The organism is Nonomuraea sp. NPDC003201 (assembly GCF_053590415.1).
In genome coordinates this window covers 1-17,019 of the sequence record NZ_JBSFTC010000246.1, presented here as the reverse complement: position 1 = coordinate 17,019, position 17,019 = coordinate 1, and the positions used below count along the sequence as shown (strand labels likewise).

Here is a 17,019-nt window from a genome sequence, read left to right as displayed (position 1 = left end):
CTGCCGCTGGCCGCCCGACAGCTCGCGCGGGTGGCGGCCGGCGACGCCGGGCGGCAGGCCGACGCGTTCGAGCAGGTCGAGCACCCGCGCCCGGCGCTCGGCCGCGGGCAGGTCGAGCGGCTCGGCGACCAGGCGGCCGACGGTGTGGCGGGGGTCGAAGGAGTCGAGCGGGTTCTGGGAGATGAGCTGGATGCGGCGGCGGAGGGGGCGGCGCCGGCGTTCGGGCACGTGGCTCCACGGGCGGCCGTGCAGGGTGACCCGGCCCGCGTCGGGTTCGAGCAGGCCGAGGGCCAGGCGGGCCAGGGTGGTCTTGCCCGAGCCCGACTCGCCGACGACGCCGAGCGTCTCGCCCTCGTACAGGGTGAACGAGACGTCGTCGACCACCCGGCGTGGCCCGTACGACCTGGACAGGCCGGTGCCGGCGAGCACCGGCGCCGACAGGTCCGGCGCGCGGCGCGGCAGCGGCGAGCCCGGCGGCGCGGTGGACAGGCGGGTGCCCCGTGAGGCGGCCGACGGGACGGCGGCCAGCAGCGAGCGGGTGTAGTCGTGCGCGGGCGCCGACAGCACGCTCCCGGCAGGGCCCTCCTCGACGACGCGGCCGTCCTTCATGACGAGGATGCGGTCGGCGATCGAGGCGACGACGGCCAGGTCGTGGCTGATCAGCAGCAGCGCGCAGCCGGCGGCCCGGCGCTCGGCCAGCAGCCGCAGGATCTGGGCCTGCACGGTGACGTCGAGCGCGGTGGTCGGTTCGTCGGCGATGATCAGCTCGGGTCCGGCCGCGATGGCCGAGGCGATCAGCACCCGCTGCCGCAGCCCGCCGGAGAGCTGGTGCGGGTGCTGCCCGGCACGCAGCTGCGGTTCGGGCACGCCGACCGCGTCGAGCAGTTCGAGCGTCCTGTCGCGGCGCCGTGCTCGCGGGACGACGTCGTGGACGGCCAGCACCTCGCCGATCTCGGCCCCCACGGTCCGCAGCGGGTCGAGGGAGACCAGCGCGTCCTGCAGCACCAGCCCGGCGAACCCGCCGCGCAACCCGCGCCACTGAGCCGGTCCGAAGCCGAGCGCGTCCCGGCCGCCGACGCTGAACGCGGCCGCCCGCACGGTGGCGCCCGGCCCGGCCAGGCCGAGCAGCGTGCGGGCCGTGACGCTCTTGCCGGACCCGGACTCGCCGACGACGGCCACGCACTCGCCGGGAGCGAGCGACAAGGAGAGGCCGCGCACGACCTCGGTCCCGCCGAAGCTCACGCGCAGGTCTTCCACGGCGACCAGGGTGGCGACGGTCGGAGGGGAGGCAAAGGTCGTCATGGGGTTCTCCCCTCGAAGCGGCGTTGGAGCCGGCGGCCGACGACGGTGAGGCTGACCACGGTCAGCGTGATCGCGACACCCGGGAACAGCGCCTCCCACCAGGCGACCCGCAGGTAGTTGCGGGCCTCGGAGAGCATCGCGCCCCATTCGGCGGCCGGGGGCTGCGGGCCCATGCCGAGGAAGCTGAGCCCGGAGGCGGCGATGACGGCCTGGCCGAGCCCGATGGTGGCCAGGACGGGGATCGGCCCGAGCACGTTCGGCAGCACGTGCCCGGCGGTGATCGCGGCCCTGGACCGGCCGAACGTGACGGCCTGCTCGACGTACCCGGAGTGGCGCACGACGAAGGTCTGTGCGCGGATGACGCGGGCGTAGTTGGGGATCTGGGCGACCGCGATGGCGAAGATGACGTTGCCCGTGCCGGGGCCGGTGACGGCGATGACGAGCAGGGCGAGCAGCAGCTCCGGCAGGGTGGACAGGACGTCGAACGACCTGGCCAGCGCCTCGTCCAGCCACTTCGGCGACAGCCCGGCGGCCAGGCCGAGCAGCACCCCGGCGGCCACCGCCAGGGCGGTCGCGGTGACGCCGATGCTGAGCGAGTGGCGGGCGCCGTGGACGACCCTGGACAGCACGTCGCGGCCGAGGTGGTCGCTGCCGAACCAGTGCGCGCCGCCGGGCGGCGCGAGCGCGCTCACCGGGTCGGCCGCCAGCGGGTCCACGCCGGTCAGCAGCCCGGGTGCGGCCACCGCCACCGCAAGCAGGACGAGGAACGCCGCGGGCGCGAGCAGCGAGCGCGACGAGGACACGGCCGCGAGCAGCGAGCGCGACGAGGACACGGCCGCGAGCAGCGAGCGCGACGAGGTCACGGCCGGCCTCCGATCCGGGGGTCGATGGCGCGGTAGGCCAGGTCGAGGAGGGTGCTGATGGTCACGTACACGATGGCCGACAGCAGGACGACGGCCATCACCACCGGCATGTCCCGGCCGGTGACGGCCTGCATCGCCACCTGCCCGAGCCCCGGCCGGCCGAAGAGCACCTCGGTGATGACGGCCCCGCCGAGCAGCGTGCCGGTGAACCAGCCGGCCAGCGTCACGGCGGGGATCAGCGCGTGCCGGAGCGCGTGCCTGGCCACCAGCCGCGGCTCGCTCAGCCCGCGGGCCCTGGCCGTGACCGCGAACGGCTGCTCCAGCGCCCGCTCCAGGCCGCCGCGCAGCACCTGCCCGAGCACGCCCGCGATCGGCAGGCCCAGCGCGAGCGCGGGCAGCACGAGCGCCTGCGGCCCGGACGCGCCCGACACGGGGAACCAGCCGAGCGTGAACGAGAACACCGCCAGCAGCACCAGCCCGATCAGGAACGGCGGCACCGACACCGAGACCAGCTCGGCCGCCGAGGCCGCGCCGCGCAGCCACCGGCCCCGCCCGGCGGTCACGACGGCGATCACCCCGGCGAGCGACACCCCGACCCCGGCCGCCGCCAGCGTGAGCTGCAGGGTCGGGCCCAGCTGGGTCGCCAGGATCTCGCCGACGCCGAGCTGGAGCTGGTACGAGCGGCCGAGGTCGCCGTGGAGCAGCCGCCACAGGTAGGACGCGTACTGGACGACCTCCGGCCGGTCGAGCCCCCATTCGGCGACGATCCGCGCCCGGATCCCGGGGGTGTCGGGGCCGTCGCCGACCAGGATGTCGATGGTGTCACCCGGCGCGAGCAGCAGCGCGACGTACGAGGCGCTGGCCGCCGCCCAGAGCACGGCGAGCCCGGCGAGCACCCGCTTGACGACACCCCTGACCCGGGCTTTGGCCGCGTCCCTGCCGCGGGCTTTGACGGCGTCCCTGCCGCGGGCTTTGACGGCGTCCCTGCCGCGGGCTTCAGCGGCGTCCCTGTCGCGGGCCGCCACCGGCTGTCCGGTCATGTGCCGACCCGGACGTCGTACGCGCTGCGCGGCGTGCCGGAGCCGGCCTCGAAGCCCAGGCCCTGGACGCTCTTCTGTGCCGCGATCTGGTCGGCGGGCACGTAGACCGGGAACACGATCGCCTTGTCCTTGACCACGGCCCGCTGCACCTTGGCGTACAGCTCCTCGCGCTCGTCCAGGGAGGCGGAGGCCGCGGCCGTGGCCAGCCACTTCTCCACGTCGGGGTCGGAGAAGCCGGTGCGGTTGATCGGCCCCTTGCGCGGCAGGATCAGGTTGAGCGCCGCGCCCGCGTCGGCGTCGCCGCGGGAGTTCTCGAAGATCTCGTACTCCCCCTCGGTGTAGGCCTTCTGCGCCGTCCCCTGGTCCACGATCTTGACCTGGAAGTCGATCCCGGCGCTCTGCTTCACCTGCGCCTGGATCGCCTGGGCGAGGATGTCGCGGCGGTCGCGGACGAACGGCGCGGAGGCGACGGAGCGCACGGTGAGCCGCCTGCCGTCCTTGACCCGGTAGCCCTGGGCGTCGCGCTGCTTCCAGCCGGCCGCGTCGAGCAGGGCGTTGGCCTTGGCGGTGTCGCCGCCGAAGGCGCCCTCCAGCGAGGCGTCGTAGAACGGCCCGCCCTTGGTGACGACGCTCCACGCCCTGGTGGCGGTGCCCTGGTAGACGGCCTTCAGCACCGCGTCCACGTCCACGGCCTCGCGGAACGCCTCCCGTACGCGCTGGTCGTCGAAGGGGGCGTGGGCGGTGTTGAAGTAGTAGGAGAAGGAGGTGCCCGAGTTGAGCGAGGTCTGGTACGTCAGACCCGGATCCTGCTTGATCATGGCGGCGTCGGTGGCCGGGACGCCCTCGATGACCTGCACCTGCCCCGAGGTGAGCGCGCCGACGCGCACCGCCGCCTCCGGCAGGAACCGGTACGTGATCCGCGACAGGTAGGCCGGCCCCTGGTGCCCGGCCCCGGCGGGCGGCCACTTGTAGTCCGGGTTGCGCCGGTAGCGGATCTCCTGGCCCCGCACGTACGACTCCAGGATGAACGGCCCGGTGCCGACCAGGTCGGGCCCGCCGGACTTGAGGTCCTTGGCCGCCTTCAGCGACTTCGGCGAGACCTGTCCCGCGAGGGGCGAGGCGAGGAAGTCGAGGAAGAGCGCGTCCGGCTCCTTCAGCGTGATCTCGACGGTGGTCGGCGACTTCACCTCGGCCTTGGCGAAGGACTTGAGCTGGATGGAGGCGATGCCAGGGTTGTAGCCGGGTACCAGGAACTGCTCCAGGTTCGCCTTGACCGCCGCCGCGTCGAACTTCGTGCCGTCGTGGAAGGTCACGTCGTCGCGTAGTTCCAGCGTGTACGTCAGACCGTCGTCCGACACCTTCCACGACTTGGCCAGCCAGGGCTGGAACGTGCCGTCCTTCTGGCGCGAGAGCAGCGCGTCGAACTGGTTGAACACGAGCAGCCTGACCTTGTTCTGGCCCCATTGCTGGGGGTTCAAGGTGAGCGGCTGGGTCTCGATGGCCCAGGTCAGGGAGGTGTCCTGGGTTTGCTGGGCGGGCTGCTGAGAGCCGCAGGCGGTCAGGGAGACGACGAGGACGAAGGGGACGATGCCCTTGAGTCTCTTCACACGCATTCCTTGGGGCCGAGGCATTACCTAGCTAAACGGTAGGTAATGCATGAATGCCTGTCAACGTCATCTCGATAGGCTTGATCCCCACGGACTCGAAGGAGCCAGCCCGATGATCTTCATTACCGCCAAGTTCCGCATCCTGCCCGAGCACGCCGACCGCTGGCCGGAGATCGTCGCCGACTTCACCGAGGCGACCAGGGCCGAGCCGGGCTGCCTGTGGTTCGACTGGTCGCGCAGTATCGAGGATCCGGTGGAGTACGTCCTGGTGGAGGCATTCCGCGACGGCGACGCCGGGGCGGCGCACGTCCAGTCGGCCCACTTCAAGCAGGCCCAGCAGACGCTGCCGCCCCACCTCGCCGAGACGCCGCGCATCGTGAACGCCACCGTCCCGCAGGACGACTGGTCCCTGCTCGGCGAACTCGCCGTCCCGGACCGCGACTAGCGCCCCGGGCATGGGAGCGGCGGCCGCCCCTCCGAAGCCCCAGAGTCCGGGCGCGGCGGCCGCCCCTCCGAAGCCCAGGGGCCCGCGTGTGGCGGCCGCCCCTCCGAAGCCCAGGGGCCGCGTGTGGCGGCCGGCCCACCGAAATCCCGGGGCCCGGACGTGGCGGCCGACCTTCCGAAATCCGAGGGCCCGAGCGAGGCGTCCCCCTTCCCCCCGAAGGGACCTTCGCCGGAGTACGGCGGTCAGCGGTCCTGGCGGACGTTGCCGTAGGTGAACAGGCTGATCGGCCCGGGACCCGCCACGGCCCGCTCGGCGGTGACGGCCAGCGCGATCGTGTTGGTCCCGTGCTCGTCCAGGATCCCGGCGGGCAGCACGAAGTCGCGCTGAGGGCCGATGTCGCCGCCGTACTGGCCGACGTTCCAGCCGTTCAGGAAGATCTGCACGCGGTACGCGGGCGACGGGTCGCCGCCGAAGCGGAGCCCGACCGGCGCGTCCTGGCCCTTGGGGAGGTCGAGGCGGAACGCGGTCCTGAGCCAGGTAACGCCGGGGGCCAGCTCAGCGCTGGCGGTTTTCCAGGATTTATCGGGATAAGTCGGCAGATGCCAGCCGGTGCGCTCCCCGTACAGGCCGCCGTTGTTGAGCGGCCCGCGCAGCGGGTCCGTGCCGGGTGAGCCCTGGATGCGCCACGAGATCGGGATGCCGCCAATAGTGGCGGCCACCAGGCCGCGCGGCCGCCGCGCCGACGCCCGCGGGCGCTCCCAGCAGGACGCGGAGCAGGACCAGGAACACCGCGAGCAAGCGCCTCATGGTCGCCTTCCAGGGTCGGCTGCGGACAGGTCTTTAATTTGGCGACCATCCAAACAAAAGTCAACGGATCAGCCTTGCGGGACGATCACCACGCACGGCCTGTTACCGGAAAGTTACAAGCGCCGCGAAACCCTTCGCACGGCGTTCTCCCAGCTCATCGCCACATTCGTGGTTTTTTCCGGGTTATTGACGAAAAACACGAGAGGTCGGCACACTTCGCGTTATGTCACACCCCCGTGGTCCCTTGGCGCAGCTGAGGCGCGGGCACGAAGAGCTCGTGCTCGGGCTGCTGCGCAAGCACGGCCCGCTCAGCCGGGGCGAGCTCGGCAAGCTCTGCCAGCTCTCCCGCACCACCCTGTACGACATCCTCGCCGGGCTGGTCGCCGGCGGCGCGGTCGTCACCGCCAGCCCGCAGGACGCCCCGCGCGGCCGCGGCCGGCCGGCCGAGACGCTGACCCTCAACCCGGAGGCCGGCCAGGCCATCGGCATCGACTTCGCCCGCCGCGCGGTGCACGTCGCCGCCGTCAACCTGGCGCACGAGATCGTCGGCTCGGCCAGCGAGCCGCACGACGCCGACCTGCCCTGGGAGCAGCGGGTGGACCTGGCCGAACGGCTCGTCGGCTCCCTCAACGACGGCGGCCTGCGGCTGGGCGCGCTCAGCGCGATCGGCGCCGGCGTGGTCGGCCCGGTCGGCTGGCCGGAGCCCGAGGACGACCTGGACCCGGACGAGCCCGCCCACCCCGTGCAGTCGCTGCTGCGCGAGCGGTTCGGCGCGCCGGTGCTGGTGGACAACAACACCAGGCTGGCCGCCCTCGGCGAGGCGATCTGGGGCGCCGCCGCCGGCGACCGGGACGTGCTCTACCTGCGCCTGTCCCACGGTGTCGGCGGCGGCCTGGTGGTCGGCGGCGCGCTGCACCGCGGCGCGTACGGGCTGTCCGGCGAGTTCGGCCACATCACGGTCGACCCGGACGGCGCGCCCTGCGACTGCGGCGGCGCCGGCTGCCTGGAGACCGTGGCCTCGATAAGAGCCGTGCTGGACGCCTACCGCGCCGCGGGCGGGCGGGCCGACGACGTGCCCGAGCTGGTGAAGGCGATCAGGGCGGGCGACGACACGGCCCTGACCCTCCTGAAGGACGTCGGCGGCGCGATCGGCGGCGTGCTCGCGGCCGTGTGCAACGCGATCGGCCCCTCCGCGATCGTGGTCGGCGGCGAGCTGGCGGAGACCGGCCCCGCGCTGATCGAGCCGGTCGAGCAGGCGCTGCGCGCCCGGGTCATGCCGGTCTCCAGGCACCGCGTCAGCCTGCGGCGGGCCACGCTCGGCGAGGCCGCGGGCGCCCTCGGCGGCATCGCCCTGGTGCTGCACGAGTCCCCGCTGCTGTCCCGCTACCCCGCCGGCCCCGATCTCGCGCCCGACCTCCTCGAGGACACCAAGCAGAGGCAACCATGACTCAGCTCACCACGCTGGCCAAATCCCCGGCGGTGCGGCGCGCCCCCAGGCGTCCCCAGCGGGCCGTCGCGCTCAACCTGATCGCGGTCGCCGCCGGGCTGGCCGTCTGGACGCTGCTGGGCGTTCTGGGCGTGCAGGCCCTGCCGACCCCGCTCGAGGTCGCGGCCAAGGCAGGCGAGCTGATCGCCGACGGCACGCTCCTGGGCGACGCGCTGGCCAGCCTGCGCAGGGTGCTGCTGGGCTTCCTGCTCGGCACCCTGCTGGCCGTCCCGATCGGCTTCCTCATGGGCTGGTACGCCACCGCGCGCGGCCTGCTCGAGCCCTACATCCAGTTCTTCCGGACCATCCCGCCCCTGGCGATCATCCCGCTGGCCATCGTGCTCCTCGGCATCGGCGAGGTGCCGAAGGTCTTCGTGATCTTCCTGGCGGCCTTCCTGTCCAGCGTCGTGGCGACCTTCCAGGGCGTGGTGGACGTGGACAGGACCCTGATCAACGCCGCCCGCGTGCTCGGCGCGTCCGACCGGACGATCTTCCTCAAGGTCGTGGTGCCGGCCTCCACGCCGTTCATCCTGGTCGGCATGCGGGTCGGGCTCGGCTCGGCCTGGGGCACGCTGGTCGCCGCGGAGCTGATCGCCGCCCAGGAGGGCCTGGGCTTCCGCATGCAGCAGGCCCAGCTCTACTACGACCTGTCCACGATCTTCGTGGGCCTGATCGCCATCGGCGTGCTCGGCCTGCTGATGGACCGGCTGCTGCTGCTGGCCGAGCGCCACCTCACCGACTGGCAGGAACGCCGATGAACAGCAAGATCTCGTTCCGGGACGTGGTCAAGACGTACCCGATGAAGGACACCACGTTCAACGCGCTCGACCGCGTGTCGCTGGACATCGCCGACCGCGAGTTCGTCACGGTCGTGGGCCCGTCGGGGTGCGGCAAGAGCACGCTGATGAGCATGGCGGCCGGGCTGGTCGAGCCCACGTCGGGCGAGGTGCTGGTGGACGGCGTGCCGGTCACCGGGCCGGGGCCCGAGCGGGGGGTGATCTTCCAGCAGTACGCGCTGTTCCCGTGGCTGACCGTGCGCAAGAACGTCGAGTTCGGGCTGAAGCTGGCCGAGCTGCCCGCCGACGAGCGCAGGCGGCGGGCCGAGCGGGCGATCGAGCTGGTCGGGCTGTCCGACTTCGCCGACGCGCTGCCCAAGACGCTGTCCGGCGGCATGAAGCAGCGCTGCGCGATCGCCCGCGCGTACGCGGTGAACCCGCAGGTCCTGCTCATGGACGAGCCGTTCGGCGCGCTCGACGCGCTCACCCGGGTGCAGCTGCAGGACCAGCTGCTCGACACCTGGAGCCAGGAGCAGCGCACGGTCATGTTCATCACCCACGACGTGGACGAGGCCGTCTACCTGGCCAGGCGCGTGATCGTCATGGCGGCCAGGCCCGGCCGCGTCCAGCAGGTCATCGACGTGGACCTGCCCTACCCGAGGACAGAGGAGATGCGGCTGTCGCCCGAGTTCGGGCGGATCCGCAACGAGGTCTGGCACTCCGTCTACCACCAGGCACCCGCGGCCTGACCCTGCTCCCTCCTCCCTCCCCCCTCCCCCCCCCTTCCCGAAAGGAGCCACCCGCCATGCGTTCTCTTCGCCGCGCCCTGACGGCCGCCACGGCGGCGACCGTGCTGGCACTCTCCGTGACCGCCTGCTCCGGCGACGGCAGCACGGTCCGCTTCGGCTACATCAGCGACTACAACGGCGCCAGCCTGCTCGCGATCGCGAACAAGCAGGGCCTGTGGCAGAAGCAGGGCCTCACTCCCGAGATCAAGGTCTTCACCAACGGGCCGCTGCAGATCCAGGCGCTCGGCGCGGGCGACCTCGACTTCGGCTACATCGGCCCGGGCGCCATGTGGCTGCCCGCCACCGGCAAGGCCAAGGTCGTCGCGATCAACACGCTCGCGTACGCCGACCGCGTCATCGGCCGCCCCGGCATCTCGACCATGCAGGACCTCAAGGGCAAGAAGGTCGGCGTGCCCGAGGGCACGTCCGGCGACATGGTGCTCAACCTGGCGCTGAAGAAGGCCGGGATGACCGCCCAGGACATCCAGAAGGTGCCGATGGACCCGGCCACCGTCGTGTCGGCGTTCTCGGCCGGCCAGATCGACGGCGCCGGCATCTGGTACCCGCTGATCGACACGATCAAGCAGAAGGTGCCGGGCATGGTGGAGGTGGCCAGCACCAGGGAGTTCCCGGACAACTCGTTCCCGACCGCGTTCGTCGGCGGCCCCAAGGTGGACCAGGAGCTCACCGGCAAGGTCATCAAGGTGCTGCAGGAGGCCAACGACTGGCGGGCCGCCCACCCCGACGAGGCGATCACCGAGGCCGCCACGCTGCTCAAGCTCGACCCGGCCAAGGTCAAGGCCGACGCGGCGAACGTCCAGACGATGACGACGGCCGACCTGGTCGCCAAGACCAAGGACGGCACGGTCGCCAAGTGGCTGAACAGCCTGGGCGACTTCTTCGTCGGCACCGGCCAGCTCAAGTCGCGGCCCGACCCCGCCACGTACTACACCGGCGACCTCTACGAGAAGGCGTTCAGCAAGTGAACCTGCTGTTCCTGATGACCGACCAGCACCGCGTCGACACCCTGGGCTGCTACGGCAACCCGCACGTGGCGACGCCCAACCTGGACAGGCTGGCCGAGACCGGCACCCGGTTCGACCGGTTCTACACGCCGACGGCCATCTGCACGCCGGCGCGGGCCAGCCTGCTCACCGGGCAGGCGCCGTTCCGGCACCGGCTGCTGGCGAACTACGAGCGCAACGTCGGCTACCTGGAGGACCTGCGGGAGGACGCCTTCACCTTCCCCGGCGCGCTGAAGGAGCGCGGCTACCAGCTGGGTCTGATCGGCAAGTGGCACGGGGGCACCACGCGCAACGCCGCCTCCTACGGCTTCGACGGGCCCGACCTGCCCGGCTGGCACAACCCGGTCGATCACCCCGACTACCTGGCGTACCTGGAGGAGCGGGGGCTGCCGCCGTACCGGATCTCGGACCTGATCCGGGGCACCACGCCCAACGGCAACCAGGGCAACCTGCTGGCCGCGCGGCTGCACCAGCCGGAGGAGGCCACGTTCGAGCACTACCTGGCGACCCGGACCATCGAGCATCTGGACAGGTACGCGGCCGACGGCCGGCCGTTCTTCCTGGCCGCGCACTTCTTCGGGCCGCACCTGCCCTACCTGCTGCCGGACGAGTACTTCGACATGTACGACCCGGCGCTGGTCGAGCTGCCGCCGTCGATCGCTGAGACGTTCGAGGGCAAGCCGCCGGTGCAGCGCAACTACAGCGAGCACTGGACGTTCGACACGATCCCGATCGAGGTCACGCGGAAGCTGATCGCGGTCTACTGGGGCTACGTGACGCTGATCGACCGGCAGCTCGGGCGGATCCTCGACCGCCTCGACGAGCTGGGTCTGTCGGACCAGACCTCGGTCTTCTTCACCGCCGACCACGGCGAGTTCACCGGCGCGCACCGGCTGCACGACAAGGGCCCGGCGATGTACGAGGACATCTACCGCATCCCCGGCATCGTCCGGATCCCCGGCGCGGAACCGCAGGTCAGGACCGAGTTCGTGACGCTCACCGACTGCACCGCGACGATCCTGGAGCTGGCGGGCTGCGACACCGAGCCGGCGGTGGACAGCCGCAGCCTGGTGCCGCTGGTCCGCGGCGAGCGTCCGGAGTGGCCGGGCGAGCTGCTCGCCGAGTTCCACGGCCACCACTTCCCCTACCCGCAGCGGATGCTCCGCGACGACCGCTACAAGCTGGTCGTCAACCCGGAGTCGGTCAACGAGCTGTACGACCTGCACGCCGACCCGTACGAGCTCAGCAACCGCTACACCCACCCCGAGCTGGCCCCGGTCCGCCGCCGCCTGATGCGCAGGATGTACGACCTGCTCCGGGAGCGCGGCGACAACTTCTACCACTGGATGACCCCGATGTACGACATCGGCCATTCCGACTACGACCCCACGCTGAGCGCTTTCGAGAAAGAGGGCACCACGGGATGAAGATCCTCTTAGGCGTCGCCGCCCTGCTGTCCGGGCTGTTCACCAACCCGGTCTCGGCCGGCGTGGTCGACTCCCTCCCCGACCCGACGGTGATCCACGCCAGGGACGGGCTCTGGTACGCCTACGGCACCCAGAACCCCGTGTTCAGCAGCAAGGGCGAGGCCGGCGAGCGGATGCTGCCGATCCTGCGCTCCAAGGACCTGGTGAGCTGGGAGTACGCCGGCGAGGTCTTCACCCCGCAGACCAAGCCCGCCTGGCACGCCGGCGCCCGGCTCTGGGCCCCCGACATCCGCTACGTCGACGGGCAGTACCACCTCTACTACTCGCTGGCCTCCGGCGACGTCGGCCTGGCCACCGCGCCGGGCCCGACGGGCCCGTGGACGGACCGGGGCGACGTGATCCCGGCCGCCGCCCAGGACGCGTGCCCGACGAACACCATCGACCAGGCCCAGTTCACGGACGTGGACGGCGGCCACTACCTGTACTGGGGCAGCTACGACACCATCTGCGCCGCGCGGATGAACGCCGACGCCACCCGCGTCGAGGGCCCGGTGACGCAGATCGCCAGGGGCCGCCGGATGGAGGGCGGGTACGTGGTCCGCCGCGGCGGCTTCTACTACCTGTTCTACTCCGACGCCGGCTGCTGCGACGGCTCCTACAGCGGCTACCAGGTCAAGGCCGGCCGCGCCACCAGCCCGCTCGGCCCGTTCACGGACGACGAGGGCGTGGACCTGATGGAGCTGACCTCCAAGGGCGCCATCGTCGTCGGCGCGAACGGCAACCGCTGGGCCGGGCCGGGCCACAGCGGCTTCGTCACGGACCTGTCCGGCCAGGACTGGCTGGTCTACCACGCCATCTCGACGGCCGACCCGGACTTCCCGCCGATCGCCAACGGGCCGTCGGGGCTGACCAAGCGCCCGCTGCTGATCGACCGGCTGGACTGGATCGACGGCTGGCCCGTGGTCCGCGCGGGGGCCGGTCCGTCGGAGGGCGCCCAGCCCGCGCCGGTCACCTCGTACGACGCGGGGGGCACCTTCGGCGACGGCTCGCTGAGCGGCTGGCAGGCCGGGCCCGGCTGGCAGGCGAGGACCGGCCAGGACGCCCACGGGTACGCGGGCCACACGGGCCCCCTCTCCTACCTGGTCTCGGCGAAGAAGACGCCGGCCGCCGACGTGCGGGCGCAGGCGGACCTGCGGGTGACCTCCGGCGCGGCAGGGCTCACGCTCGCCCACGTCAACCGGAACAACCACGTGGCGGCCTGGCTCGACCGGGACCGCAACGCCCTGGTCACCGACGTGGTGATCGGCGGCACGAGTCGCGGCGTCCAGGTGACGGCGCTGCCCGCCGGGTTCGACCTCGGCACCTGGCACACCGTGGTCGCCGAGCTGCGCGGCACCCGGCTCACCGTCCAGGTGAGCGGCGACAAGCTCGGCGATCCGGTCGCGGAGCAGACGCGCTCCCTGCCGCGGGCCGCCGCCCGCCCCGGCTCGGTCGGCGCGGTGGCGCGCGGCGCGGCCGACGCCGACAACGTCGGGGCCGCCAGGCTGTACACGCCCGTCACGCAACGGGTGCCCGAGCCGTCGCCCGGGGAGCTGCTGCCGGAGTTCGGCGACGAGTTCGACGGCACGGCGATCGACGCGAAGTGGCAGTGGGTGCGCGGCCCGGCGGCGGGGGTCGCCGTCTCCGGCGGCGTGCTGTCCTGGCCCACCCAGAACGCCGAGCTGCACCGGGGCACCAACACGGCGTCGGTGCTGCTGCGGGAGGCGCCGCAGGGCGACTACACGGTGGAGGCGAAGCTGGACTTCGCGCCGACGCAGGGCAACCAGCAGGCCGGGCTCGTGCTGTACGAGAACGACGACCGGTACTTCAAGATGGCCCACTCGGTGCTGCCGCTGGCCCGCGGCAACGGGGCGATGCTGCAGGTCAGCGAGTTCTCCAAGGAGGGCGAGCGGCCGACGACCACGCCGCCGACCGCCGTGTTCAACGGGCCGATGTTCGGGGGGCCGACGGCCGGGACGATGTGGTTGCGGATGTCGTACCACTTCGACGCGGCGAACGGCGAGAACGAGGTGCGGGCGGCGACCAGCCGGGACGGCCGGCGCTGGGTGCGCAACGGCGTGTGGACCCTTCCGGCGAAGGGACCGCTCAGGATCGGGCTGATCTCGATGAACCGCTCGGGCGCCCTCGCCGAGTTCGACTACGTCCGCACGTACCGCGACTGACACGCGCCGTCCCGTGGGCGCCCCCTGAAGGCGGGTCAGTGGGCGCCCACGTCGGTGGACAGTCACGTGAAGGTGGTGACGATGATCTCGTCGAACGACAGCGCGAACGCCAGCGGCCCGCCCGCCGGCAGCGCCGAGCGCATCATCGGGAACGTCACCAACCGGAAGGTGGTGAACGGGTCCGCCCCCGGATCCGCCGACGCCTCCTCCAGCGAGCCGCCCATCCGCGCGATCCCGGTCACGATGCCCGGCAGGGCGATGGGCAGAATGCCGACCTCGCGCTGCGGCTCCTTCAGCTCGACCTGCATCTCCTCGCGCAGCTTGAGGTCGAGCGCGCCGAGCGGCTCGTCCAGCAGCCCTGGAAGCCATGGCCCGCAACGGAACGCAAGTCAACGCAAGAAATCAGCAGATTCGCGAAACTACTTCACAACATCTTGTGCATCGGTGTGCGGACGCCTACTGTCGCCTCACCCCCCGAGAGAAACGAGCACCGGATGCCACGCACGGTCCTGGCTGTCTTATGCGCGGCCGCGACGGCCCTCGCCGCCTCCCCGGCCCACGCCGCTTCCGGCCCCGCCCCCGTCGTGACGCGGGCGGCCCTCGATCCGGCGCTCGTCGCGGGGCGGGGCGCCGCCGTGGACTTCCTGGAGCAGGAGGCGGAGAACGCCGTCACGAACGGCACGGTCATCGGCCCCGACCGCGGCGCGTACACGCTGCCCGCGGAGGCGTCGGGCCGGAAGGCGGTGCGGCTGGCGCCGGGGCAGCACGTGGAGTTCACGCTGCCGCGCGCGGCCGACGCGATCACCGTCCGCTACAGCATCCCCGACGCGCCCGGCGGGGGCGGCATCACCGCGCCGCTCGACGTCACGGTCAACGGCAAGGGCCGCCGGACCATGACGCTGACGTCCCGGTACGCGTGGCTGTACAACCAGTACCCGTTCTCCAACGACCCCGGCGCCGGCCTGCTGCACCCCGACTGGTGGATCACCGAGTGCTCGTGCGTGCCGAGCGCCACGACGCCGCCGCCCGCGATCGCGAAGCCGTTCCGCCCGAACCACTTCTACGACGAGCAGCGCCTGCTGCTCGGCCACACGTACCGCGCGGGCGACCGGGTACGCCTCACGGCCCCCACGGGGAGCGCCGCCGCGTGGACGGTCATCGACCTGCTGGACTCCCAGCTCGTGGGACCGCCGCGGGTCAGGCTCGCGGCGGCCAATGTGCTGGCGTTCGGGGCCGACCCGTCCGGACGGCGCGAGTCGTCGGACGCGTTCGACCGGGCCATCGCCTTCGCCCAGCGCAAGCGGCTGGAGGTGTACGTCCCGCCGGGCACGTACCAGGTGAACCGGCACATCATCGTGGACGACGTGACCATCACGGGCGCGGGGAACTGGTACACGATCATCAAGGGCCATGAGGTCCCGCTCGGGAGCCCGGCGCCGGACGGCTCGGTGCACACGGGCCTCGGCTTCTACGGCAAGCCCGGCGGCAGCACGAACGTGCACCTGTCGGGGTTCGCCATCGAGGGGGACGTGCGGGAGCGCGTCGACACCGACCAGGTGAACGCGATCGGCGGCGCGATGAGCGATTCCACCATCGACGGCCTGCACATCCGGCACACCAAGGTCGGCATGTGGTTCGACGGGCCGATGACGAACATGCGGATCACGAACAACGTGATCGTCGACCAGATCGCCGACGCCGTGAACTTCCACACCGGCGTCACCGGCTCCGTCGTGTCGAACAACTTCATCCGCAACAGCGGCGACGACGCGCTGGCCATGTGGTCGGAGAAGAGCGCCGACAGCGGTAACACGTTCGACCACAACACCGTCCAGACGCCCGTGCTCGCCAACGGCATCGCCGTCTACGGCGGCAGGGACAACACGATCTCGAACAACCTCGTGGCCGACCCGGTCAGGGAGGGCAGCGCCATCCAGGTCGGCTCCCGCTTCGGCGCCGAGCCGTTCACCGGGCGGCTGCTGATCACCGGCAACACCACGGTCAGGTCCGGGACGTACGAGCTGAACTGGAACATCGGGCTCGGGGCCATCTGGTTCTACGCGCTGGAGAGGGACATCTCCGCGGACGTCCAGGTGGTCGGCAACCACTTCCTGGACAACACGTACAACGCGATCATGCTGGTGAGCGAGTGGTCGGTGAAGGACCTGTACTCGATCACGAACGTGCACTTCAAGGACATCCGGGTCGACGGGACCGGGACGTCGGTGGTGAGCGCGCGGGTGAAGGGGTCGGCGACGTTCGAGAACGTGGACGCGCGGAACGTCGGCGCGGTCGGGGTGAACAACTGCGGCTCGTTCGGCTTCCCGCCCACGGGCTCGGAGTTCGCCCTGACCGATCTCGGCGGGAACGACGGTGGCGGCGCGGCGGGGCCCTGGCTGGCGCCGTGGCTCCTGCCGAACACCATCACCTGCGACGACCGTCCGCCGGTCGTGGCGCCCCCGCCCCCGTCCCCCTGGTGACCGGGCCGGCGCGCTCGCCGCGCCGGCCCTGCCGGGGGCTCACACCGGGCGGCGCATGGCCTCCAGGCCCCTGACCACGGTGGTGGTCAGGGTGCCGATCTCGGCGATGCCGATCGTCACCGCGTCGCCGTCCTGCAGCGTGAACGGCAGGTCCGGCACCAGGCTGGTGCCGGTGGCCAGCACGGCGCCGTCGGGGAAGGAGTCGGCGCGGAACAGGTAGCCCGCCAGCTCGTCGAGGCGCCGGTGCAGGCCCGACGTGGACGCCTTGCCGTCCCACACCGTCTCGCCGCCCCTGGCGATCGTGAGCGTGATGTCCAGCGCGTACGGGTCGGAGACCTCCCACACGGGACGGATCGCCGGGCCGACCGCGCACGCGCCGAGGTAGATCTTGGCCTGCGGCAGGTAGAGCGGGTTGACGCCCTCGATGGTGCGCGAGCTCACGTCGTCGACGACCGTGTAGCCCACGATCTCCCCCGCCGTGTTCAGCACCAGGCCGAGCTCCGGCTCCGGCACGTCGATCTCGGAGTCCGACCGCACCGCGATGCGCCCGCCGTCACCCGCGACCTTCCAGGCCACCGACTTGAAGAACAGCTCCGGGCGCTCGGCGTCGTAGACCAGCTCGTACACGTCGGCGGCGCGCTCGCTCTCCAGCACCCGCGCCTCGCGCGAGCGCCGGTACGTCACGCCGGCCGCCCAGACCTCCATCAGCCCGTCCACCGGCGCGAGCCGCCGCACGGACGCCGACGGGTGC

General features: G+C 72.1%; 15 protein-coding genes. 8 read left to right on the top strand and 7 right to left on the bottom strand.

The window, feature by feature from the left end:
• From ACWDX9_RS46830 to ACWDX9_RS46815, 4 genes are all read right to left on the bottom strand, one after another.
• Positions 1-1,302: ATP-binding cassette domain-containing protein (locus tag ACWDX9_RS46830; RefSeq protein ID WP_449966948.1), on the bottom strand; the 1,302-nt coding region annotated here is incomplete at its 3' end.
• On the bottom strand, positions 1,299-2,165 hold the full coding sequence (locus ACWDX9_RS46825; protein ID WP_449966946.1) for an ABC transporter permease: 867 nt from the start codon (positions 2,163-2,165) through the stop codon (positions 1,299-1,301). The genes ACWDX9_RS46825 and ACWDX9_RS46830, both read right to left, overlap by 4 nt.
• Positions 2,162-3,205: an ABC transporter permease gene (locus ACWDX9_RS46820; RefSeq protein WP_449966944.1), complete on the bottom strand. Its 1,044-nt coding sequence runs from the start codon at positions 3,203-3,205 to the stop codon at positions 2,162-2,164. The genes ACWDX9_RS46825 and ACWDX9_RS46820 overlap by 4 nt, the downstream gene beginning before the upstream one ends.
• Positions 3,202-4,818: an ABC transporter substrate-binding protein gene (locus ACWDX9_RS46815; protein WP_449966942.1), complete on the bottom strand. Its 1,617-nt coding sequence runs from the start codon at positions 4,816-4,818 to the stop codon at positions 3,202-3,204. The genes ACWDX9_RS46820 and ACWDX9_RS46815 overlap by 4 nt, the downstream gene beginning before the upstream one ends.
• 106 nt (positions 4,819-4,924) lie before the next feature.
• Here ACWDX9_RS46815 and ACWDX9_RS46810 point away from each other — a divergent pair, with 106 nt between their 5' ends.
• Entirely contained in the window at positions 4,925-5,257 is a 333-nt protein-coding gene (locus ACWDX9_RS46810) for a putative quinol monooxygenase (RefSeq protein WP_449966939.1), read from the top strand.
• Between the two features lie 242 nt (positions 5,258-5,499).
• Here the strand turns inward: ACWDX9_RS46810 and ACWDX9_RS46805 are convergent, their stop codons facing one another.
• Positions 5,500-5,976 (bottom strand): beta galactosidase jelly roll domain-containing protein, encoded by a 477-nt coding sequence (locus ACWDX9_RS46805; RefSeq protein WP_449966936.1) that lies wholly within the window; start codon positions 5,974-5,976, stop codon positions 5,500-5,502.
• 332 nt (positions 5,977-6,308) lie between these two features.
• Here ACWDX9_RS46805 and ACWDX9_RS46800 point away from each other — a divergent pair, with 332 nt between their 5' ends.
• Genes ACWDX9_RS46800 through ACWDX9_RS46775 form a run of 6 tightly spaced genes read left to right on the top strand, consistent with a single transcriptional unit; the run spans position 6,309 to position 13,788 of the window.
• Positions 6,309-7,511, top strand: coding sequence for an ROK family protein (locus ACWDX9_RS46800; protein ID WP_449966933.1), 1,203 nt, complete (start codon positions 6,309-6,311; stop codon positions 7,509-7,511).
• Entirely contained in the window at positions 7,508-8,308 is an 801-nt protein-coding gene (locus tag ACWDX9_RS46795; protein ID WP_350736847.1) for an ABC transporter permease, read from the top strand. The genes ACWDX9_RS46800 and ACWDX9_RS46795 overlap by 4 nt, the downstream gene beginning before the upstream one ends.
• A complete protein-coding gene (locus ACWDX9_RS46790) occupies positions 8,305-9,075 on the top strand; it encodes an ABC transporter ATP-binding protein (RefSeq protein WP_449966930.1) in 771 nt (256 codons plus the stop codon). Before ACWDX9_RS46795 ends, ACWDX9_RS46790 begins: the two co-directional genes overlap by 4 nt.
• Positions 9,076-9,131: 56 nt before the next feature.
• Complete coding sequence (locus tag ACWDX9_RS46785; RefSeq protein ID WP_449966927.1) at positions 9,132-10,100, top strand: aliphatic sulfonate ABC transporter substrate-binding protein; 969 nt, start codon at positions 9,132-9,134, stop codon at positions 10,098-10,100.
• The gene (locus tag ACWDX9_RS46780) at positions 10,097-11,566 is read left to right on the top strand and encodes a sulfatase-like hydrolase/transferase (protein ID WP_449966925.1); all 1,470 of its coding nucleotides are present in this window, start codon (positions 10,097-10,099) and stop codon (positions 11,564-11,566) included. Before ACWDX9_RS46785 ends, ACWDX9_RS46780 begins: the two co-directional genes overlap by 4 nt.
• Positions 11,563-13,788: a family 43 glycosylhydrolase gene (locus ACWDX9_RS46775; protein ID WP_449966922.1), complete on the top strand. Its 2,226-nt coding sequence runs from the start codon at positions 11,563-11,565 to the stop codon at positions 13,786-13,788. Before ACWDX9_RS46780 ends, ACWDX9_RS46775 begins: the two co-directional genes overlap by 4 nt.
• Before the next feature lie 62 nt (positions 13,789-13,850).
• Here the strand turns inward: ACWDX9_RS46775 and ACWDX9_RS46770 are convergent, their stop codons facing one another.
• Positions 13,851-14,096 carry an ABC transporter permease gene (locus tag ACWDX9_RS46770; RefSeq protein WP_449966919.1) on the bottom strand — a complete coding sequence of 82 codons (246 nt, stop codon included), beginning with the start codon at positions 14,094-14,096 and terminating at the stop codon, positions 13,851-13,853.
• A 186-nt stretch (positions 14,097-14,282) separates the two neighbouring features.
• On the opposite strand from ACWDX9_RS46770, the gene ACWDX9_RS46765 reads away from it, so the two are divergent.
• Positions 14,283-16,268: a glycosyl hydrolase family 28-related protein gene (locus tag ACWDX9_RS46765; RefSeq protein ID WP_449966916.1), complete on the top strand. Its 1,986-nt coding sequence runs from the start codon at positions 14,283-14,285 to the stop codon at positions 16,266-16,268.
• Positions 16,269-16,307: 39 nt separating this feature from the next.
• Here ACWDX9_RS46765 and ACWDX9_RS46760 read toward each other — a convergent pair.
• Positions 16,308-17,019 (bottom strand): fumarylacetoacetate hydrolase family protein (locus tag ACWDX9_RS46760; protein WP_449966913.1); only part of this gene is annotated, 712 nt, incomplete at its 5' end.